Annotated in this window: 9 protein-coding genes; 3 read left to right on the forward strand and 6 right to left on the reverse strand. The window is 70.4% G+C overall.

The genetic code is table 11. The features are described 5' to 3' along the window. Positions 1-8: 8 nt before the first annotated feature. Positions 9-1,514 carry a carboxylesterase/lipase family protein gene (locus AC5Y2S_RS22460; protein ID WP_499958462.1) on the reverse strand — a complete coding sequence of 502 codons (1,506 nt, stop codon included), beginning with the start codon at positions 1,512-1,514 and terminating at the stop codon, positions 9-11. A gap of 80 nt (positions 1,515-1,594) precedes the next feature. Between AC5Y2S_RS22460 and AC5Y2S_RS22465 the strand changes: the two genes are divergently transcribed. After that, positions 1,595-2,284, forward strand: coding sequence for a hypothetical protein (locus AC5Y2S_RS22465; RefSeq protein ID WP_499958463.1), 690 nt, complete (start codon positions 1,595-1,597; stop codon positions 2,282-2,284). Positions 2,285-2,336: 52 nt separating this feature from the next. Further along, entirely contained in the window at positions 2,337-3,191 is an 855-nt protein-coding gene (locus tag AC5Y2S_RS22470) for a hypothetical protein (protein WP_499958464.1), read from the forward strand. Positions 3,192-3,309: 118 nt separating this feature from the next. On the opposite strand, the gene AC5Y2S_RS22475 is transcribed toward AC5Y2S_RS22470, so the two are convergent. Both AC5Y2S_RS22475 and AC5Y2S_RS22480 read right to left on the reverse strand, forming a co-directional pair. After that, positions 3,310-4,278 carry an SDR family NAD(P)-dependent oxidoreductase gene (locus tag AC5Y2S_RS22475; protein WP_499958465.1) on the reverse strand — a complete coding sequence of 323 codons (969 nt, stop codon included), beginning with the start codon at positions 4,276-4,278 and terminating at the stop codon, positions 3,310-3,312. Then, positions 4,275-5,477 carry a cytochrome P450 gene (locus AC5Y2S_RS22480; protein WP_499958466.1) on the reverse strand — a complete coding sequence of 401 codons (1,203 nt, stop codon included), beginning with the start codon at positions 5,475-5,477 and terminating at the stop codon, positions 4,275-4,277. Before AC5Y2S_RS22480 ends, AC5Y2S_RS22475 begins: the two co-directional genes overlap by 4 nt. 94 nt (positions 5,478-5,571) lie before the next feature. On the opposite strand from AC5Y2S_RS22480, the gene AC5Y2S_RS22485 reads away from it, so the two are divergent. Next, positions 5,572-6,198, forward strand: a complete 627-nt coding sequence (locus AC5Y2S_RS22485) for a TetR/AcrR family transcriptional regulator (RefSeq protein WP_499958467.1) — start codon at positions 5,572-5,574, stop codon at positions 6,196-6,198. A 5-nt stretch (positions 6,199-6,203) separates the two neighbouring features. Here the strand turns inward: AC5Y2S_RS22485 and AC5Y2S_RS22490 are convergent, their stop codons facing one another. From AC5Y2S_RS22490 to AC5Y2S_RS22500, 3 genes are all read right to left on the reverse strand, one after another. Continuing rightward, positions 6,204-7,301 carry an NAD(P)H-dependent amine dehydrogenase family protein gene (locus AC5Y2S_RS22490; RefSeq protein WP_499958468.1) on the reverse strand — a complete coding sequence of 366 codons (1,098 nt, stop codon included), beginning with the start codon at positions 7,299-7,301 and terminating at the stop codon, positions 6,204-6,206. A gap of 86 nt (positions 7,302-7,387) precedes the next feature. Then, on the reverse strand, positions 7,388-9,970 hold the full coding sequence (locus AC5Y2S_RS22495; protein ID WP_499958470.1) for a sugar epimerase family protein: 2,583 nt from the start codon (positions 9,968-9,970) through the stop codon (positions 7,388-7,390). A 65-nt stretch (positions 9,971-10,035) separates the two neighbouring features. Beyond that, entirely contained in the window at positions 10,036-22,488 is a 12,453-nt protein-coding gene (locus AC5Y2S_RS22500) for a type I polyketide synthase (protein WP_499958472.1), read from the reverse strand. Positions 22,489-22,651 lie beyond the last annotated feature (163 nt).

Below are 22,651 nucleotides of genomic sequence, written 5' to 3' on the forward strand. Positions count from 1 at the left end.
GTGCCAGGTCACTGCGCAAGTGAGAAGCCGTCCCAGGCGATCCGGCGGTGCGGATGCGGATCGAACTCGATCCGGCTCTTGCGGTCGAACACCATCACGGCGCGGTCGGCGCGGGTGTAGACGGGCCAGTCGTCGCCCGGCGACCCCGTGCGACTGAAGGAACGCCACCGCCGCTGCACGTGGTTGCTGACCCGCAGCGCCGCGCGCCGGTCGGCGGCGGCGGTCAGCAGGGCACCGAACCGGGTGCGATAGACGTCGAACACGGCCAGCAGCTCGGTGGCGTGCGTGGCGCCCAGGCCCGACCAGCGCAGCGTCCGCGGGGCGTAGTCGTAGCGGTAGAGGTAGGTGGGCGCGTGGTTGCCGTGGGCCTCGGCGATCTGCCAGGCCGCCGAGCTGAACGCGAAGTCGCCGCCGAGCTGAATGCACGCCGACGGCGCCGGGTAGTCGGGGTAGGCGGCGGTGATGCGCTCGCGGGCAGCCGGTTCCGTGTCGGCGAGCAGCTCTTCGATCATCGATTCGTTCGTCGGCAACATCTTGAGGAAGCGGGTGAACAGGCGCCCCTCCTCGGCGTTGGTGCCCACGATGAGCGGCACCTTGTGCGCCCGGCCGGACCGCATCGCCTCGACGGGGTCGACGGGCAGGACGTCGTCGCCGACGACGGGACCGATCGGGAAGGCGCCCAGTCGGTTCTCCATGCCCTGGTCGATCAGCCGGTGCTGGGTTTCCACCAGTTGCGCCGCCGACGCCCGCAGCAACGCGTGCGTCCCGTCTTGCGGGCGGACTCCGAGCAGTCCGGCGAAGCGCTTCGCGAACTCGACGGCGATCTCCCGCGACCGCACCAACCCTGACGCCGGGCTTTCCGAGATCGCCTGCGCAAAAAGGCCTTCGGCGGCGGGCACGGCCAGCAACGTGGAGGTGATGCAGGCGCCCGCGCTCTCGCCGAAGATTGTGACATTGCCGGGGTCGCCGCCGAATTCGGCGATGTTGTCCTGGACCCACTGCAGCGCCATCACCAGGTCGCGCAGGTACAGGTTGCTGTCGATTTTCGTGTCGCGCGTCGACAGCGACGACAGGTCGAGGCACCCCAGCGCGCCCAGGCGATAGTTGACCGACACGTACACGCAACCGCGGCGCGCCAGCGCGGCGCCGTCGTACAGCGGTGTGGCCGAGCTGCCCATGATGTAGCCGCCGCCGTGGATGAACACCATCACCGGCAGCGGCTCGTCCGCCGCGACCTCGGGCGTGACGACGTTGAGGGTGAGGCAGTCCTCGCTCATCGGCTGATAGCGGCCGACGCCGAGCATGGTGTAGCGGCGCTGCTGCGGCGCGCAGTTGCCGAAGCCGTGGCAGTGCCGCACGCCCGACCACGGCGGCGGCGGCTGCGGCGCCCGGAATCGCAGTCCGCCCACCGGCGGGCGGGCGTAAGGGATGGACCGCCACCGGTTTACGCCGTCGCGGGTGAACCCTTCGACGATGCCGGCGGTGGTGCGGGCGCGAACGGTGCGCTCATGCATACCAGTGACGGTAGCCGACACTCCGGGGGTAGTGCGCGGGTAGCGAGCGAATCGCTGGGCGTGGCGGATAGCCTGGCGGGATGCGGATCGCCGCGCTGGTCGCCGTGCCATTGCTGGTCGCCGGATGCTCGCATCTCGGCGGCAACTCGGGGCAGCCGCAGACCACCACGGCGCCGACGACAGGGGCTTCGGGGACCACGTCGGCCGGACCGTCCGGCAGCAAACCCCCGGGACCGTCCGGAGCCCCCGGGCCCGGAGCCGCGATCTCCGACGTCATCGCCTGGATCGAGGCAGCTCACCCCGCCGATCCCGGCCGCTACCACAGCGCGGTCCGCGAAGGCGCCACCACGCCGCTCGGCAACGACGTCGCCCTGACCGTCCAGGCGGGCAAAGTGTCGTGCATGACCGATTCCAAGCACACCGGCGCCGCACTGGCGTGTCTGGTCGTCCTGACCAATCCCCCGCCCCGCCCGGACACGGCCTACGGCGATTGGAAGGGCGGCTGGGTGGACTTCGACGGAACGACCCTCCAGGTCGGGTCGGCGCGCGCGGATCCGGGTCCGTTCCTCAACGGCAACGGGCCCGAACTGGCGAACGGGGATTCGTTGTCATTCGGCGACTACCGCTGCCGCGCCGACGATTCGGGCCTGCTCTGCGTGAACTACGCCCATCAGTCGGCGGTGCGGTTCGCCGCCGCCGGCATCCAGCCGTTCGGTTGCCTGAAGTCGGTGCCACCGCCGGACGGGGTCGGCGCCGCGTTCGGCTGCTGAATGGCGTCCAAAATTTGCTGCACCCGCCGTTTTGGCGTGGGACCATTTGCCGATGGACTCCGACGATCCCGAACAGCGCATCGCTGACCTGGAGCGTCAGCTCGCGGAGCAAACCCGCATCGCTGAGCTGGAACGTCAACTGGCCGAGGCCAAGGCGGCCGCTGAGCCGAACCGCGTCGAGGGGCCGTCGCCGTCGTTCTTCACCGTGCAGGCGGGTGCGGGCCAGGGTGCCGACGACCGCGCCCGCCAGTACGCGGAGTCGTTGTGGGAGGGTTTGCGCTCCGGTGGGCCGGCGGGCCCCGGCGGGCCTTCCGGGCCCGAGATGGCTCAGCATCGCGCGGCATTCATGCAAGCCGCGGCCCAGGCCGGCCTGTCGCAGGAACAGATCGACAACATCTTCAAACACGGCAAGGCGACGTTCAAGGTCGGGCACTCGGTGGTCTATTCCGGGCAGGGCACCGCACCGGAATACAGCGCGCCGGCCTTCATTGGACCGCCGCCCGGGTTTTCGCAACAGGTCGGCTCGAGGCGCCAAGCGGCGCAGGGCCGCCGGCGGCCGTTGGGCCTGCGCGGGTGGCCCGACCGCATCGGCGCGATCCTCGGGACCCTCGGCCTCTGCGTCGGCGCCGCCGCCTCCCTGACCGCACTGATGCCGTCGAGCGCGCTGTGGACGAGCCCCTTCGTCTGCGACCGCGGATCCCAGCTGGCGTACGACACCACCGGCTACAGCTACAAACCCGGGCAGTCGGGGACCAGCGTGAGCTTCGAATGCGTGGGCGCCACCGGCTCCTATGAGCCCAGCTGGATCGCGATCGATGCGTTCCAGACCGTGTTGGCCGCGGTAGTGCTGGGCGCCGCCGTGGGCATCGGTTTCCTGATCTGGCGCGCCACCTTCAAGTCCCGGTGACGGCTTTATGCCCGCTGACCTCAGCGCGAGTGTGCATTTCGCGACGCGACACGCCGAGGAAACGTCGTGCATTGCACGCTCGGCGGCAGGGCGCCTGGTCCGCAGGTAGCGCCGAGCGTCAGCCCGGCCGGCCCGCGATGGTCGCGAACAACTCCGTCATCTCGTCGGCCGGCCCGCCCGGAACGGTATAGCCCGCCTCGTCCCGAATCTCGTCGAGGTGATCGCGCACGTCCTCGGCGGACAGTGCGGGCCGGTGGAAACCCTTTGTCCTGCCGATGAAGAAGCGGGCGACGTGCCCGCCGCCGACCGTGTAGATCTCGCCGGAAACCGGGCACTCGCGGTGCGCCAGGAATGCCGCCACCGGAGCCACCAGGGCCGGGTCGAGCTTCTGAAGGTATTGGCCCACAAGGTCATCCAACACCGCCTGTGCCGCCTGGTCGTCCTGCTGTCCGGTCGCGTGCTCGACTTCGCGCGCCAGCATCCGGGTGTAGGCGATCGGTGCGATGGCGTTGACCTTGATGTCGTAGGCCGCCCCTTCGGCGGCCAGCACTCGGGTGAATCCGATCAGGCCGGTCTTCGCCGCGCCGTAGTTGCTCATGCGTTCGGCGCCAAGGATTCCGGCCGCCGAGCAGGTGTTCAGGATCCGGCCGTAGCGCCGTTCGCGCATGACTGCCCACGCGGGTCGCGTCACGTGGAACGCGCCGTTCAGGTGCACGTCGATGAGCGGTTCGAGCCGGTCGGCGGTCATCTCGGCGAACGGCGCGTCGCCGACGATCCCGGCGTTGTTGATCACGATGTCCACCCGCCCCCACGCGCGCAAGGCGCTGTCGATAATCGCCTCTCCGCCTTCGGGAGTCGTCACGCTGTGGGAATCGGCGACGGCCTCGCCACCCCGCCGGCGGATCTCGTCGACGACGGCGTGTGCCGCGTTGCCGTCGGCGCCATCCCCGGTTACCGACCCCCCGATGTCATTGACGACGACGCGCGTGCCGCGGGATGCGAGCAGCAGCGCGTACTGCCTGCCCAGGCCGCCGCCGGCGCCCGTGATCACGGCGACCTGCTCGTCGAACCGCAGCTCGTTGGTCACCAACTGACCGGAAGTTCTTTCATCCCGTAGATGTCGGCCTCCTTGAACTTCAGCTCATTCGGGGGTACCGCCAACTTCAGCCCGGGTAGGCGCTGCGCCAGCGTGGCGAACGCGACCTGCATTTCGACGCGGGCAAGGTTTTGCCCGATGCATTGATGCGCGCCGTAGCCAAATCCGATGTGTCCGCGGGTATTCCGATCGGCGTCGAATGTCTCGGGGTTCCCGACGAAATCGCTATCCCAATTTCCCGCGGGCAGGTTCATCAAGACCATGTCTCCGGCGCGGATCGACTGACCGCCGAGGGTCATGTCTTCGGTCGCCACCCTGTCCACCTGGCTGTGCACGATGCTGAGATAGCGCATGAGCTCTTCGACGATGTTCGCGACAACGGCACGATCGTCGGTCTCACCGAGCCGCTCGAAGACGTCGGGATGCTCAAGCAGCGCAACCGTTCCCAGCGAAATCATGTTGGCGCTGGTTTCGTGGCCGGCCAGCATCATGACCGCACCGGTCATCGCCGCGGTCTCGCGGGTCAGTTGGCCGGTCGCGACGTAGTTGGTAACCAGGCGGCCGATGAGGTCATCGCTGGGATCGTCCGCCCTGCGATCCACTAGTTCCTGGATGTAGGCGTACATCGCCCCGAAGGATTCCGCCCGCTGCTCGTCGGTCGTCGTCCACTCCAGCCCAAGCGTGGAATGGTGCTGAAAAAACCCCAGGTCCTCGGATGGCACACCCAGCAGCAGCGCTATCACCAGTGAGGGCACCGGCAGGCCGAAGTCACGCACCAGGTCGGCGGGCTGGCCCTTGCCGATCATCTCGTCGAGGTGTTGGTCAACCAGTTCCTGAATCTGCGGTCGCATCCTCTCGCAGCGCCGAAAGGTGAAATCACCGGTCAGCATGCGCCGCAACCGATGATGCTCCGGGTCGTCGACCCGCGCGAACATCACCGGGACGGTGTTGTCCGGGCTCGCCGGCTTCATCGCCGCCGGAATCGTGTCCGCGGACAGGCGCGGATCGAGCAACGCGGCCCTGATGTCGCGGTAGCGGCTGACCACCCAGGCCGGCTGGCCGTGGTAGATCGCCCGACGCAGCCCCGGCTCGTTGCGCCACTCGGTGAACTCGGGTGGCGGCGCGAGTGGGCAATGGGCAGCACGCCGGGCCGGGATGACGGGAAGGTCCGTCTCGGAAATCATTGACATATCAGCGGTTCCGCCCTAAGTGTCAGTTATCTGCCAGTTATATGGAGCGTAGAACCCAGGTAGTTGGCAGTCAACCGTCAGTTAGGCTGTGCAGATGACCGCGGTCGAGGACCGGCCGTTGCGGGCGGACGCCGCCCGCAACGTTGGGCGCATCCTGCGCGCCGCGCGGGCCGTCTACGGCGAACTGGGGCCCGACGCGCCCATGGAAGCCGTCGCCCGTCGCGCTGGGGTCGGCGAACGAACGCTCTACCGCAGGTTCCCGGCTAAGGCCGACCTGCTGCAAGCGGCCCTGGATCAATGCGTCGCGGAGGACCTCACGCCGGCGATCGAGGACGCTCGGCGCGCGGAAGACCCGCTGCAGGGCCTGACCCAATTGATCGAAGCGGCAATCGGACTCGGCGCCCGCGAACGCCACCTGCTGACCGCCGCGCACCGGGCCGGGTCGCTCACCCCCGACATTTCGGACTCGCTGAACCAAGCGCTCTACGAGCTCGCTCGCCGCGGTCAGCGGGCCGGGCTGGTTCGCGCCGATCTGGTTGCCGAGGACCTTCCGCGCCTGATCGCGATGCTCTATGCGGTGCTGCCGACGATGGACCCGGACAGCGACGGCTGGCGCCGCTACGTGGCCCTGATCCTCGGCGCGATATCTACCACCGAGCCAAAGCCCCTACCTGCCGGGGCCGCCCTGCGCATCTCGGAGCCCGGTAGCTGGCGCATCTAAGCGGATCAGCTGCCGGTCGGCCCGGGGTCGTTCCACATCACGCCGCGCATCGTCGCGGGCAGCGGGATGTCTTCCACGGCGACGAGTCCCTGAGGCGCGCGGCACACCCAATCGATCGCGTTGACGGCCCGAGCCGCCGTCGAGATGCAGCCGGCATCGGTGGAGTCGAAAAGCGGGTGGGACACGTGGGTGTTGATCTCCACCCGCGGTTCGCCTTCCACGACGACGCGGTGCACGCCGGTATGTCCCTCGGGCGGGAACTCCCAATCGGGCGCCGCGGCGGGGGTAAGCCTGGTCACGTGCTCGAGGGTGATCACCGGTTTGCCGTCGAGAACGCCCTCGGTGGCAAAGCGAACCGCGGCCATCTGACCCGGTTCCACCGTCATCATCGTGCAGTCGATGCGCTCCGGCGTGTACCAGGGTTCGAAGCGCTGCCGAACGTCGTCGAGTTTGATGTCGAGGTTGTCCGCAAGGCTCCGTACCTGACCGCCCCACATCGACACGATCACCCCGGGCAGGAACATCATCGCCGGCTCGTCGTCCGCGGTTGTTCCGAAACCCATTGCAGCCCCAGTGAACTCGGCGTCGTCGTAGTTTCCGTAGTCGAAAATCTCCTGCACGGTGATCGATGAGGCGCGGGTGGTGAGGCTGACCGCGGAATGGACCAATGTATCGCCGGAGAAGCCCGGGTCGATGCCGTTGACGTAGAGCGAGGAATTGCCGGCCGCACAGGCGCGCTCCAGCGGCACCCGCAACCAGTCGTCGGCGTGGTGGGGTGCGACGAGCCAGACCATCGAGGTGCCGACGACGTTGATGCCCGCGGCGAGAAACTTGGCCATCTGTTCGATGGCCTGCATGGGCCGGGTCTCTCCTTGCGCCGTGTACACCACGCAGTCGGCGCCGAGGGCGACGAGGGCGTCGATGTCGTCGGTCGCGATGACGCCGGTCGGTTCGTGCGATCCGCAAAGCTCCGCAGCATCCCGGCCGATCTTCTCTGCGCCGGCGGCGTGCACGCCGACGAGTTCCAGATCCGGTCGGCCGACGATCGCTTTCAACGAATGCCGGCCCACGTTGCCGGTCGAGAATTGAATCACTCTGCGCACGATTAGTCCGATCCTTCCGACGAGGGGTGATGACTGATCGTGCCGTGTTCAGAACCTTTGTCAACCCTGGAGGGTCGGGAAGGCGACTAGGCCTCTTCGGGGCGCGCGTCCAGCACGCGGATTTCCCCCGTGCTGCCGTCGACCTCGATGAGGGCGCCCGCCGGCAACGATTTGGTGGCTCCCTGAACGTCCACCACACAAGGGAACCCGAACTCGCGCGCCACCACGGCGGCGTGTGACATGGGACCACCGAGTTCGGTCACCACGGCCGCGGCGTAGCAGAAGGCGGCGGTGTAGCCGACGTCGGTGACCTCGGCGACGAGGATCTCGCCGGGCTGCAGGTCGTCGATCGTCTCGGGCCGCACGATCCGCACCCGCCCACGGACCCGCCCCCCGCAGACCCCGACGCCGCGCAGGGTGTCCCCGCCGGCCAGCGTCTCCGGCGCCGCCGTGGTTGGCTGCCAGCTGCCGCTGAACACCGTCGGCGGAACGACGGCGGCCAGCCTGCGTCGTTCGGCTCGACGCCGCGCCACCAGGTCCCCGACATCCGGCGGCAGCGCGTCAAGTTCGTCGACCAGCAGATAGAACACATCGTCGGCGGTCTGCAGAATTCCGGTGGCGACCAACCGGCGCCCGTACTCGCGCATCAGGTTGCGCAGCACCCAGTTGGCCCGCACCACTTTGTCGCGACGGACTTCGCGATCGCGAAGTTGGTGTCCCGCCAGACGCGCGATCGACTTGGCCCGCAGCGGAATCCGGGCGGGCGCTGGCTGCGGTGTGGGAGCCGCGCTCATCGCCCTGGCCACCATGCGGACGAGCAACTCGGGATCGTCGGCGTAGCTGGTCGACAGCATCTCGAGCTCAGCCGGGCCGCGATGCCCAATCAGCGCCAGCTCGGCCAGCACCGCGGCGTGAAACTCCGGCGCCTCGACGGCCAGCTTGCCCAGCCGCTCCCCCGGCTCGGCCAGCAGCGCCGCCACTTTGGGGTCGCGCTGTGCGGCGAGCACCAACCGTTGCATCGCCTCGACCGATCGCGCACTGACCAATTCCGGACCCGCAGGCGCGGTGGTGTCTCGCCCGCACAAACCGCGCAACAACACGTTGAACGCGGCGCACAGCATGAACGACGCCGAGGCCAGCACCCAGCCGTGCACCACATCGTCGCGCGCCAGCGCGATCAGGCTCAGCAGCCGGCGATCGTCGAGCCGGGCGATGTCGCCGTCGGCCAGGCGTTCCAGGCGATCGACATCGGCAACGAACTCGTCGGTGTCGGCGGCCGACCCGGCGGACAGGCCGAGCAGGTTGACGCCGAACACCCCGATGTTGCGAACGGTCCGCAGTTGCCTTCGGAGACGGCCGGTTTCGGAGCGTGGACGCTCCGCACCGAAGATCGGCAGCGACGCCATGCTGGGGCCGAAGAACCCACTGTTGCTGACGATCGTCGCGGGCTTGGCGAAGGGCACCGTTTCGGCCATGAAATGCGCCGAGGTGATGGCGCCGTAGAGCCGGTTGGCGAACACCGCGACCGTGCGCATCGCGATTTCGCGCTGGATGATGCCCCCGGGCCGCAGCCGCTCGGCGATCGCCACGCCGCCGGCGCGCAGCCCGCGCACCGTGACCGAGGCCGACGCCGGAGAGAAGGGCCCGGGCAGTGCCTCCGACAAGTTGGTGGCCAGAAAAGTGGGAAAGCGCGGGTCGATCGGGGTGTCGAACTCACCGTTATCCCCCGCCGGGCCGGCCCAATCGGGTTTCACGCCGTCCTCGCTGGGCGCGTCGACGGCGGGCAGGTCTGGAATGCTGGTCATCCGCCAGGGCAGCGATAACACCCGCTTGCCCACCGTGACCCGGCCGCGTACCGCGACGGCGAAATCCTCGACACATTCGCCGGAGTTCCATGCCGGCCGGAATTCCCATTGGTCGCGCAACCGCGCGGTATCCATGAACGGGGCGTCCTGCACCACCCGCAGTTCGGCCGGTCGTATGCCCAACGGCACGATCGGGCGTCCCAGCGCGGCGGCCACGCGCCGCAAGGTCAGCTCGCCCGGGGCGGCGAGATTAACGGGGCCGCTACCGATTTCGGTGTCCACGATCGCCCGGTCGAACAGCCGGAGCGCGTCGTCGAGGTGGACCACCTGCAGGCGACGATCGGCCGCCCGTCCGGGAAACGCCGGTGCTGCCAACAGCCGGCGCACCCAGTTGTCGACACCGCGGCCGAGAATCAGCGCGGAGCGGATGGCGACCCATTCCAGGCCTGAATCCTCAAGCATCTGCTCGACGCGGGCCTGGTGCCGGCCGTCGGCGCTGACCGGAGTTCTCGCGTCGTGCTCGGTTTTCGGGGCTTCTCCCCCGCCGTAGACCTGTGCCGACGACGGGAAAACGATGCGCCGGGTACCTGTTTCGGCCATCGCCTCGAGGACGTTGAGCGTTCCCCCGACGTTGACCTGCTCGCTGCCGCGTGTCCATGCGCAGTGCGCGACGACGTCGGCGCCGGCGAGGGCACGGCTCACCGCTCCCGCATCCCGGATGTCCGCCGCGACGAATTCGGCTGCGGTCGGCCAGCTTTCGGGTCGGTGTCGCGCGATACCGGCAACCTCGTGGCCCTGGCCGAGCAACCGGGCGGCGAGGCCGCGGCCGAGCACGCCGCTGGCCCCCGTGATCGCGATTCTCACTGCCCCGCCCCGCTCATGGCGCCGCTTCTCCGCATCGCTGCGCTCTGCATCGTCGCCGGCGCGGGCTACTCGTCGTCGTCATCGTCCCGCAATGCCGCGTTGACCAGCGCGTCGAGGTCCATGTCGGCGATGTCCTTTTCGGTCGTCGCCGCGGGAGCCGCCTGGCCGCCGCTGTCGGCTTCGTTGGCCAACGCGAGCAGCAATTCCAGCACTCCCGCCTGGCGCAGGCGCTTGACCGGGATGGACGCGACGACCCGCTGGATCTCGGCCTCGCCGGGCGCGGCGGCCGGGGCGCTTTGATCCGAGGTGCCGACGAGCTCGCGGTAGATGTAGCCGGCCAGCGCCGCGGAGTTCGGGTAGTCGAAGATCAGGGTCGGCGAAAGGGCCAGCCCGGTGGCGGATTTGAGCCGGTTACGCATCTCCACGGCGGTCAGCGAGTCGAAGCCCAACTCTTGGAACGCCCGATCCGGATCGATGGACTCGGGGCTGGAGTTGCCCAGCACCGTGGCGATGTTGGAGCGCACCAGGTCCAGCACCACCGCCTGCTGTTCGTCCTCGGGCAGTCCCTCCAGGCGTTGCAGCAGGGCCGATTTCGATTTTGCCGCGGCCAGCGAGTCGTCGACCTGACGCCGGCTCGGCGCGTTGATCAAATCGATGAACATAGGGGGCAGCGTGCCGTTGTCGAATTTGACGCGCAGCGCGGCGAGGTCGATGTGGGCCGGCAGCATGAACGGCTCATCGACGATCAGGGCGGTGTCCATCAGGTCCAGCGCCTCGTCGGAGGACATCGCGACGATTCCGTCCCGGCCGAACCGGGCGCGGTCGGCGGCGCCCAGCGCGCCGGTCATGGCGCTGGCCTGATCCCACAGGCCCCATGCCAGCGATATCGCCGGCAGCCCGAGGTTGCGCCGGTGCACGGCCAACCCGTCCAGGAACGAGTTGGCCGCCGCGTAGTTGGCCTGGCCCGACGCTCCGGCCAGCCCGGCCATCGACGAGAACATCACAAACGCGGCCACGTCGAGCTCTCGGGTGAGCTCGTGCAGGTTCCACGCCGCGTCGACCTTGGCGCGCAACACGGCGTCGATGCGTTCGGGCGTCAGCGACGAGATCACCGCGTCGTCGAGTACGCCGGCCGCGTGGATGACGCCGGACAGCGGTCGCTGCACCGGGATTTCGGCGAGCACCTTGGCGACGGCCTCGCGGTCCGCCGCGTCGCAGGCGACCACCTGCACCTGGGCGCCGGCCGCGGACAGCTCGGTCACCAACTCGGCCGCGCCCGGCGCGTCCAGGCCGCGCCGGCTCATCAGCACCAGGTGCCGCGCGCCGTGCCGGGTCACGACGTGGCGCGCCAACGCCGAACCGGCCATGCCGGTCGCGCCGGTGATCAACACCGTGCCCGTCATCCAGGCGTCGGGCATGGTCATCACGACCTTGCCGACGTGGCGGGCCTGGCTCAGGTAGCGCAACGCGGCCGGGGCGCGCCGCACGTCAAACCGGGTGGCCGGCAACGGTTGTAGCACGTCGTCGCCGAACAGGGCGGCCAACTCGTCGAGCAGTTGCGCGATGCGCTCGGGTCCGGCCTCGAAGAGGTCGAAGGCGCGGTAGCGCACGCCGGGGTGGTCGCGGGCGACGACCTCGGGGTCACGGACGTCGGTCTTGCCCATCTCCAGGAATATGCCGCCGGGGGCGACCAGCCGCAGGGAGGCGTCGACGAAATCGCCGGACAGCGAGTCGAGCACGATATCCACGCCTCGGCCGGACGTGACCGTCCGGAACTTCTCCTCGAAATCCAGGCTGCGCGAGTCGCCGATGTGGTCTTCGTCAAAGCCCATCGCCCGCAGCGTGTCCCACTTGCCACGGCTGGCCGTCGCGAACACTTCCAGGCCGAGGTGGCGGGCCAGCTGCACTGCGGCCATGCCCACCCCGCCGGCGGCGGCGTGCACGAGCACCCGCTGACCGGGCCGGGCGCCCGCGAGGTCGACCAGCGCGTAGCGCGCCGTGGCGAACACCACCGACGTCGTCGCGGCCGCGGTGTGTGACCAGCCGGCCGGCACCCTGGCCAGCAGCCGCCGGTCGGTGGTGGCGATCGTCCCGGAGCCGTCCGGGAACAGGCCCATGACGCGATCGCCGACGGCGAAACGGCCGACGTCCGAAGCAATCTCGACCACGACACCGGAGGCCTCGATGCCCATTACGGCGTCCGGGTCGGGGTAGAGGCCCAGCGCGATCATCACGTCGCGGAAGTTGGCGGCGAGGGCCGACACGGCGACCCGCACCTGACCGGGGCCCAGCGGCGCGTCGGCGTCGGGGATCCGCTCCAGGCGCAGGTTCTCGATCGTGCCGTAGCTGCTCATGCCCAGCCGCCACGGACCGTCGTCGGGTGGCACCAAAAGGCCGCCGACGGCGCGGCTGCCGTGCACCCGCGCGGTGTAGACGGTCCCATCGCGCAGCAACACCTGCGGCTCGGCCGGCGCCAAGACCGCTGCTATCGCGTCGTCGTCCAGCGGCGCGTCCGTGTCCACGAGCACGATTCGGCCGGGATGCTCGGTCTGGGCCGAGCGCACCAGGCCCCACACCGCCGCGCCCGCCAGATCGGTGACGTCCTCCCCCGGCAACGCCATGGCGCCCCGGGTGGACACCACCAGCGTTCCCGCCCTCTCGCGGGCCAACCACGACTGCAGCACCGGCAGCACCGCGCGGGTGGCCGCGTGTACCTCCGTGACGACGTCCCCGTCCACCGGCGCCGATTCGAACAGCACCGCCGCGGCCTCGGAATCCGTTGCACCCCAAGTGGACACCGACACCGGCTGCACCGCGGCCAGCGGCTGAGCGGACCAGACCACCTCGAAGAGCCGGTCGGGTCCGGAACTCGACACCGCCGCCAGCAGCTGCCGGTCGGTCACCGGCCTGGCCACCATCGAGGCCACCGAGAGCACCGGCAGCCCCAGGCCGTCGGCCAATTCGATCGATACGGCCGATTCGCCCACCGGCACGATCCGCGCGCGTACCGCCGCCGCGCCCGCGGCGTGCAGGGACACCCGCTGCCACGAGAAGGGCACCAGCATCGAACCTTCGGCGAGCTCACCGCCGTCCGATGCCAGGATCACCGCGTGCAGCGCCGCGTCGAGAATCGCGGGGTGGACACCGAACCCGGCCGCCGACACTCCGGCGCCCTCGGGCAGCGCGACTTCGGCGAACACTTCGTCACCGCGGCGCCACATCGACGTCAGGCCGCGGAACGCGGGCCCATACCCGTAGCCACGCTCGGCCAGCCGCTCGTACCCGTCGCCGATATCCACCGGAACCGCACCCACCGGCGGCCACGCCGACAGGTCCCCGCCCGGTTGCACGGACCCGGCGCGCAGCACGCCCTCGGCGTGCAACGACCAGCCGGATCCCGCCTCGGCGCGGGAGAACACCGACACCGTGCGCGCGCCCGAATCGTCGGCGCCCCCAACCACGACCTGAACCGCGACCGACCCGCCGGCCGGCAACACCAGGGGCGCCGCCAGATTCAGCTCGTCGACGATGCCGCAGCCCACCTGATCGCCGGCCCGGATCGCCAACTCGACAAATCCCGCACCGGGGAACAGCACGACCCCGCCCACGGCGTGGTCGGCCAGCCAGCCCTGCGCACTCGGCGACAGCCTGCCGGTCAGCACGACGCCGCCGGAGGCCGGCAGGTCCACCACCGCGCCCAGCAGGGCGTGTTCGCCGGCGGCCAGCCCCAGCCCGGCCGCATCCGCCGGGCTGCCGTCGCCGGAGAGCCAAAAGCGCCGGCGTTCAAAGGCATACGTGGGCAGCTCGACGAAGTCGGCGGTCCCGAGCGCGCCGCGCCAGTCCACGTCCATTCCGGTGACGAACCCCTGCGCGACGGCGTTGAGCAGCGTCACCGGCTCCGGGCGGTCCTTGCGCAGCGCCGGCACCGTGGTCACCGCGGCATCGGGTAGCGACTCCTCGATGGACGCCGTCAGCCCGCCGCTCGGCCCGACTTCGAGGAAGCGGGTTCCGCCGGCCGAATGCGCGAAGCGCACGCTGTCGGCGAATCGCACGGCTTCGCGGACGTGCCGCTTCCAATACGCCACCGTTCCGAAGTCGTCGCTCGCCGGTTGCCCGGTCAGGTTCGACACGATCGGGATCGTGGGCTTGGAGACGACGAGACCTCCTGCGACGGTCGCGAATTCGTCGATCATCGGATCCATCAACGGGGAGTGGAACGCGTGGGACACGACGAGTCGGTGGACGCGGCGGCCGTCGGCGCGCAACCGGTCGGCCACGGCGGCGACCGCCTCTTGTGGGCCGGAAATCACCACGGAGGCGGGCCCGTTGATCGCCGCGATGCCGACCTCGGGCGTCAGCAGCGGTCGCACCTCGTCCTCGGTGGCCTGCACGGCGATCATCGCCCCGCCCGCGGGCAGCGCCTGCATGAACCGGCCCCGGGCGGCCACCAGCACCGACGCGTTCTGTAGCGACAGCACACCGGCGACGTGCGCGGCGGAAATCTCGCCGACCGAGTGACCCATCACGAAATCGGGCCGCACCCCCCAGGACTCGAGCAGCCGGAACAGGGCGACTTCCACCGCGAACAGGGTCGGCTGCGCGAATTCGGTGGTGTTCAGCAGGGTTTCGTCCTGGCCCCACATGACGTCGCGCAGGGGTCGCAGCAGGTGCTGGTCCAATTCGCCCAGCACCGCGTCGAACGCCTCGGCGAACACCGGGTATGCCGCGTGCAAACCCCTTCCCATGCCGAGCATTTGGGAGCCCTGGCCGGGGAAGACGAAGACAGTCTTGCCCGGGGTCGCCGTACCCCGCACGACCGAGGCAACCTCACCGGCGGCCAACTCGTCGAGGCCGGCCAACAGTTGTTCGCGGTCGGCACCGACGACGACGGCTCGGTGCTCGAAGTTCGAGCGGCCCGCCAGCGTCCACCCCACATCGGTGACGTCGAGTTCGTCGTGGGCGCGGACGTGGGTCGCGAGCCGGGAAGCCTGCGCCGCCAGGGCCGCCGCCGATTTCGAGGACACCACCCACGGCAGCACCGGCGCCGTCGAGCGCTCCGCCACGCGCTCCGACCCGGTGGGCGCGGCCTCGATGATCAGGTGCGCGTTGGTGCCGCTGATGCCGAACGAGGAGACCCCGGCGCGGCGCGCTCGGGTCGCCGGCCAGGGCCGGGCTTCGGTCAGCAACGACACTGATCCCAGCGACCAATCCACATGCGGGCTGGGCTCGTCGACGTGCAACGTGGCCGGCAACGTCTCGTGGCGCATCGCCAAGACCATCTTGATCACACCGGCGACGCCGGCCGCGGCCTGCGTGTGACCCATGTTGGACTTGATCGACCCCAGCCATAGCGGCTCGGCGCGGCCTTGCCCGTAGGTCGCCAACAACGCTTGGGCCTCAATCGGATCGCCCAACATCGTTCCGGTGCCGTGGCCCTCGACCGCGTCGACCTCGGCCGCGGACAGCCCGGCGTTGGCCAGCGCCGCCCGCACCACCCGCTGCTGTGACGGGCCGTTGGGCGCGGTCAGGCCGTTCGAGGCGCCGTCCTGATTGATCGCCGAACCCCGCACCACCGCCAGCACCTGGTGCCCGAGCCGCTGGGCGTCCGACAGACGCTCCACCACGAGCATGCCGCCGCCTTCGGAGAATCCGGTGCCGTCGGCGGCGCCGGCGTAGGCCTTGCACCGGCCGTCCGCGGACAACCCGCGCATGCGGCTGAATTCGACGAAGATGTCCGGTGTGGCGTTGACCGTGACGCCGCCGGCCAGGGCCAGATCGGATTCACCCGAGCGCAGCGACTGCACCGCCATGTGCAGGGCCACCAACGACGACGAGCAGGCCGTGTCCACCGACACCGCCGGGCCCTCCAGCCCCAGCGCATACGAGATCCGGCCCGACGCCACGCTCGACGACTGCCCGGTCAGCCGGAAGCCCTCGGCGGCCGGCGGGGCCCCGATGCCGTAGCCCTGCGTGTACACCCCGGCGAACACGCCGGTCGCGCTGCCCCGCAGCCCGCCGGGTTCAATTCCGGCGCGCTCCAACGCTTCCCAGGACAGCTCCAGGAACAGGCGCTGCTGCGGGTCCATGGCCAGCGCCTCGCTCGGCGTGATGCCGAAAAAGGCGGGGTCGAAGTCTGCGACGCCGTCGACGAAGCCGCCGGTGCGGGTGTAGCAGGTGCCCGGAACGTCGGGATCGGGGTGATACAGCGCGGCCAGGTTCCAGCCGCGATCGCTCGGGAATTCGGAGAGCACGTCGCGGCCGGCGGTCAGCATCTCCCAGAGGTCCTCGGGGGAATTCACCCCGCCGGGATAGCGGCACGACATGCCGACGATCACGATCGGATCGTCGTCGGTGGCGCGGATGACGGGGGCATGCGTGATCTCTTGCGGCACTCCGGCGAGTTCGGTGCGCATGTAGCTCGCAAGGCCGTTGGGTGTCGGGTAGTCGAAGATCAGCGTGGGCGAAAGCGCCAGTCCGGTAGCGGTTTTGAGGCGGTTGCGCATTTCGACCGCGGTCAGCGAGTCGAAGCCCAGCTCCTGGAACGCCTTGTCCGGGTCGATCGCCTCGGCGGTGGTGTTGCCCAGCACAGTGGCGATGTGCGAGCGCACCAGCTCCAGCAGCACGGCGTGCTGCTCGGCTTCGGGCAGCCCGTGCAGGCGATGCGCCAGAGCCGATTTCGACTTCGCGGCGGTCAGCGAGTCGTCGACGCGGCGGCGGGCCGGCGTGTTGACCAGGTCGCTGAACATCGGCGGTACCGCGAGGGCGTGGGCGCGCAGCGCGCCGAGATCGATGCGGGCGGGCGCCAGGAAAGGTTCGTCGACGATCAGCGCGGCGTCGAACAGCTCCATCGCCTCGGCCGAGGACAACGCCAGGATGCCGTCGCGGCCCAGCCGGGCGAGGTCGGCGGCGTCCAGCCCACCGGTCATGGCGCTGGCCTGATCCCACAGCCCCCACGCCAGCGAGGTCGCCGGCAGCCCGTGCGCCCGCCGATGCGCGGCCAGGCCGTCCAGGAACGAGTTGGCCGCCGCGTAGTTGCCCTGGCCCGACGAGCCCACCAGCCCGGCCATCGAGGAGAACATCACGAACGCCGACAGATCCCGGTCGCGGGTCAATTCGTGCAGGTTCCACGCCGCATCGACCTTGGCCCGCAACACCGCATCGACGCGCTCCGGCGTCAGCGAGGTGATCATCGCGTCGTCCAGCACGCCCGCGGCGTGAACGACACCCGACAGCGCCGGCAGATCGGCGAGCACTGCCGCCAGGGCCGCACGGTCGGCCGCATCGCACGCGACCACCCGCACCCGGGCCCCCGCCGCCTCCAACTCGGCGACCAATTCGGCCGAACCCGGCGCGCCGGGGCCGCGCCGGCTCAGCAGCGCCAGGTCCCGGACGCCCTGCTGCGCCACCAGGTGACGGGCCAGCGTCGCGCCCGCCATGCCGGTGCCGCCGGTGATCAGGACGGTGCCGGACGCCAGCCCGGCCGGCAGTCTCATGACGACCTTGCCGACGTGGCGGGCCTGGCTCAAATACCGCAACGCGGTGCGCGCGCGGCGCACGTCAAACGTCGTCACCGGCAACGGCTTCAGCACCCCGGCCTCGAACAGCCCGGCCAGCTCCAGCATCCACTCATGCATCCGGGGGCGGCCCGGCTCGAACAGGTCGAAGGCGCGGTAGCGCACACCCGGATATGCCTGGGCGACCGCGCCGGGGTCGCGGATGTCGGTCTTGCCCATCTCCAGGAACACGCCGCCGGGGGCGACCAGGCGTAGCGAGGCATCGACGAATTCGCCGGCCAGCGAATCCAAGACGATGTCCATGCCGGCCCCGCCGGTGACCGCCCAGAACTTCTCCTCGAAGTCCAGGCTGCGCGAGTCCGCGATGTGGTCGTCGTCAAAGCCCATGGCCCGCAGGGTGTCCCACTTGCCGCGGCTGGCGGTGCCGAACACCTCCAGGCCCAGATGCCGGGCCAGCTGAACCGCGGCCATCCCGACGCCGCCGGCGGCGGCGTGCACCAAAACCCGCTGTCCCGGTTTGACATCGGCCAGGTGGATGAACGCCATGTACGCGGTGGTGAAGACGGCGGAGATGGCGGCGGCCTCGGCGTAGGACCAGTCTTCGGGCTTGTGCACCAGCAGCCGGACGTCGCCGGCGACCAGCGTGCCGCTGCCGTCGGGGAAGAACCCGTACACCGAATCGCCGACCGCGAATTCGGTTACCCCCGGACCGATTTCGACTACCACGCCGGCGCCCTCGCCGCCGAGCAGCGCGTCGTGGGTGAACATGCCCAGGGTGATCATGACGTCGCGGAAGTTCGCGGCGATCGCGCGCAGGGCCACCCGCACCTGGCCCGGCTCCAGCGGCGCGTCGGCGTTGGGCACCGGCTCCAGGCAAAGGTTCTCGAACGTGCCCGCGCTGCTGATGCCCAGCCGCCACGGCCCGTCGGCCGGGGGCACCAGGAGGCCGTCGACCGCGCGGCTGCCCTGCACCCGCGGGTGGTAAAATTTGCCGCCGCGCACCAACAGTTGCGGTTCGCCGGCCGCGAGAGCGGTGGCCATCGCGCCGTCATCGAGGGGCGCATCGGAATCCACGAGCACGATCCGGCCGGGGTGCTCGGTCTGCGCCGACCGTGCCAGCCCCCACACCGCCGCGCCGGCCAGATCGGTGACGTCCTCCCCCGGCAATGCCACCGCGCCGCGGGTGGCCACCACCAGCACGCCGGAGTCATGGTCGGCCAGCCACGACTGCACCGCGGCCAGCGCCTGGTGCGTGCGCTCATAGGTTTGGGCCACCGGGTTGTGCTCGGCGGCAAGTGATTCGAACAGCTGATACGCCGGTTGCTCGGCATTGGCCGCCGCGGTTGCCGTCACCGGCGACCAGTTCACCTCGAAAAGCCGGTCCGGGCCCGCGCCGGACACCGCCGCGCGCAGCTGCTGCTCGCTGACCGGACGGGCCGCCATCGCGCGCACCGACAGCACCGGCAACCCCAGGCCGTCGGCCAGTTCGATGGACACCGCTGAAGCGCCCGCCGGCGCGATGCGCGCGCGCACCGCCGACGCGCCCGCGGCGTGCAGCGACACGCCCTCCCAGGAGAATGGCAGCACGACTTCGTCTGTGCGGCCGGCGATTTGGTGGGCCATCACCAGCGCGTGCATCGCCGCATCGAGTAACGCGGGGTGCACACCGAACCCGTTGACGCCCCCGGCGGCGTCGGGCAGCCGCACCTCGGCGAACACCTCGTCGCCGCGGACCCACGCCGCGGTCAGGCCCCGGAACGCCGGGCCGTAGCCGTAGCCACGCGCCGCCAACCGTTCGTAGCCGTCGGCCGGGTCGGCCGCGACCGCCCCCGCCGGCGGCCACGCCGAAAGGTCCGCGGCCGGCTCGACCGACCCCTTGCCGAGGATGCCGTCGGCGTGGCACACCCAGCCGGAGCCGGCGTCGTGCCGCGAGAAGATCGACACCCCGCGCCGGCCGCTCTCGTCCTCGGCCCCCACCACCACCTGCACGGCGACCGAGCCCGAGCCGGAATCCTTGGCGGGCAACATCAGTGGGGCCTGCAGCGTCAGTTCGTCGACCGTCGAGCAGCCGACCTCGTCACCGGCACGGATCGCCAGCTCGACGAACCCCGAGCCGGGGAACACCGCCACACCGGAGACCGCGTGATCGGCCAGCCACCCCTGCACGCTGGCGGACAACCGGCCCGTCAGCAGCACCCCGCCGGCGGACGGCAGCTCCACGACCGCGCTCAGCAGCGGGTGCTCGCTGGTGCCCAGGCCCAGGCCGGTGGCGTCGGCCGCGACGCCTTCCCCGGACAGCCAAAACCGGCGCCGGTCAAAGGCGTAGGTCGGCAGCTCCACGAAGCCCGCCCCGTCCAGCGCGCCGCGCCAGTCCACAGCCACTCCCGCGACGAACGCGGTGGCGGCCGACGTCAGGAACCTCGCGAGCCCGCCGTCGTCGCGGCCCAGCGTGGGAACGACGATCGCCTCGCCGTCGCCGCCGCAGCTGTTGGCGGTGTCTTCGATCCCGGCGATCAACGCGGGGTGCGGGCTGGATTCGATGAACGTTCGGAACCCGTGCTCGCACGCGCTGCGCACCGCCTGGTCGAACTGAACGGTCTGCCGGATGTTGCGGTACCAGTAGTCGGCGTCCAATCCCGCCGTGTCCAACCGGTTTCCGGTCACCGTCGAGAAGAAGGCGGTGCGAGAAGACCGCGGCTCGAGCCCGGTCAAGACCTCGGCGAGCTCCCCCCGGATCGCCTCGACCTCAACCGAATGTGAGGCGTAGTCGACGTCGATCCGCCGGGTGCGCAGCTCCAGGTCGGCGCAGAATCCGACGAGCTCGTCCAGCGCGGCCCCGTCGCCGGATACCACGACGGCGGAGCGGCCGTTGACGGCGGCGATGCTGACGCGATTCCCGTAGGGCGCCAACAGTTCCCGGGCCCGTTCCGTGCTGCACGCGATGGACAGCATGCCGCCGGGGCCGGCCAGTGAACGCAGCAGCTTGCTGCGCAACGTGACCACCCGCGCGGCGTCGGCCAACGGCAGCGCACCGGCGACGTAGGCGGCCGCGATCTCGCCCTGCGAGTGCCCGATCACCGCGTCGGGGCTGACCCCGACCGACTTCCACAGTTCGGCCAGCGACACCATCACCGCAAACAGCACCGGCTGCACCACGTCCACGCGGTCCATGCCCGGGGCGTCGGGCGCACCGCGCAGGACGTCGGTCAGCGACCAGTCGACGAACTCGGCGAAAGCCTCCTCGCACGCCCGGATGTGTTGCGCGAATACCGGTGCGGTGTCCAGTAATTCGACGCCCATGCCCCGCCATTGGGAGCCCTGGCCGGGGAAGACGAAGACGGTCTTGCCCGCGGCGGACGCGGTGCCCCGGACCACCGACATGGGCGCCTCGACGTCAGAGCCGGCCAGCTCGTCCAGCCCGGCCAGCAACCGGTCCCGATCGCCGCCCACGATGACCGCGCGATGCTCGAACGTCGAGCGGCCGGCCAGCGACCACCCCACGTCGGCGACGTCGAGCTCCGGGTGCGCGCCGAGATGCTCGGCCAACCGGGCGGCCTGTAGCTGCAATGCTTTTGCGGACTTCGCCGAGATCACCCACGGCACCACGGCCGGTGTCGGGCTGGCCTCCGAGGGCTCGGCGACGGGCACCGCCTCCACAATCACGTGCGCGTTGGTGCCGCTGATCCCGAACGACGACACGCCCGCGCGGCGCGCGCGACTCGCCGGCCAGGGCTTGGCCTCGGCGAGCAGTGACACCGAGCCCGCCGACCAATCCACGTGTGGGCTGGGCACATCGACATGCAGCGTCGCGGGCAGCGTCTCGTGGCGCATCGCCTGCACCATCTTGATCACCCCGGCGACACCGGCGCCGGCCTGTGTGTGGCCCATGTTCGACTTGATCGAGCCCAGCCACAGCGGCTCGTCGCGGTCTTGGCCGTAGGTGGCCAACAACGCCTGCGCCTCAATGGGATCGCCAAGCGTGGTCCCGGTGCCGTGGCCCTCGACGACGTCCACGTCGGCGGCCGCGAGCCCGGCATTGGCCAGCGCCGCGCGCACCACCCGCTGCTGCGACGGGCCGTTGGGCGCGGTCAGCCCGTTCGACGCACCGTCCTGATTGACGGCCGAACCGCGCACCACCGCCAGCACCGGATGCCCCAGCCGTCGCGCATCCGACAACCGCTCGACGACCAGCATGGCCCCGCCCTCGGACCAGCCGACGCCGTCGGCGGCGCCCGCGTAGGCCTTGCAACGGCCGTCCGGCGCCAGCCCGCGGTGCCGGCTGAACTCGACGAAGACCGTGGGCGTGGCGTTGACGGTCGCGCCGCCGGCCAGGGCCAGGTCGCACTCGCCCGAGCGCAGCGACTGCACCGCCATGTGCAGGGCCACCAACGACGACGAGCACGCCGTGTCCACCGATACCGCCGGGCCCTCCAGCCCGAGCACGTACGACACCCGGCCGGACGCGACGCTGGAGGTCATGCCGGTGAGCCGGTAGCCCTCGATCTCCTCGGCCAACATGCCGTAGCCCTGAACGATGAGCCCGGCGAAAACGCCGGTGGCGCTGCCGCGAAGACCGCCGGGATCGATCCCGGCCCGCTCCAGCGCCTCCCAGGACAGCTCCAGCAGCATCCGGTGCTGGGGGTCCATCGCCAGCGCCTCGCTCGGCGCGATGCCGAAGAACGCGGCGTCGAAGTCCGCGACGCCCTCCACGAAGCCGCCGGTGCGGGCGTAGGTCTTGTGCCGCGCGTCGGGATCGGGGTCGAACAGCCCCGCCACGTCCCAGCCACGATCGGCGGGAAAGTCCGTGATCACGTCGCGACCGTCGGCCACCATCCGCCACAGGTCTTCCGGGGTCTCGACCCCGCCCGGGAATCGGCACGACATGCCGACGATGGCGATCGGTTCGCTCGAGCGCTCCAGCAACGCACGGTTGGTGCGCTTCAGGCGTTCCACCTGGACCAGCGCTTTGCGCAGCGCTTCGGTCGCATGCTGGAGTTGATCCATTACTAACCTCGCCTAACCCCGACCTGGCATGTGGGCCGTCTGATGGCCGCCGGATGCGGCATTTGCCGAGCGCCGTTGCCGAGTCACAGAAGTTGCTGCACGAATCGGTCTCGTGGATTTTTCGACCAGCGTCGTGCTGCTCTCCGACCCAAGAATGTCGCTC

It is taken from the genome of Mycobacterium sp. NGS69, from assembly GCF_059812165.1.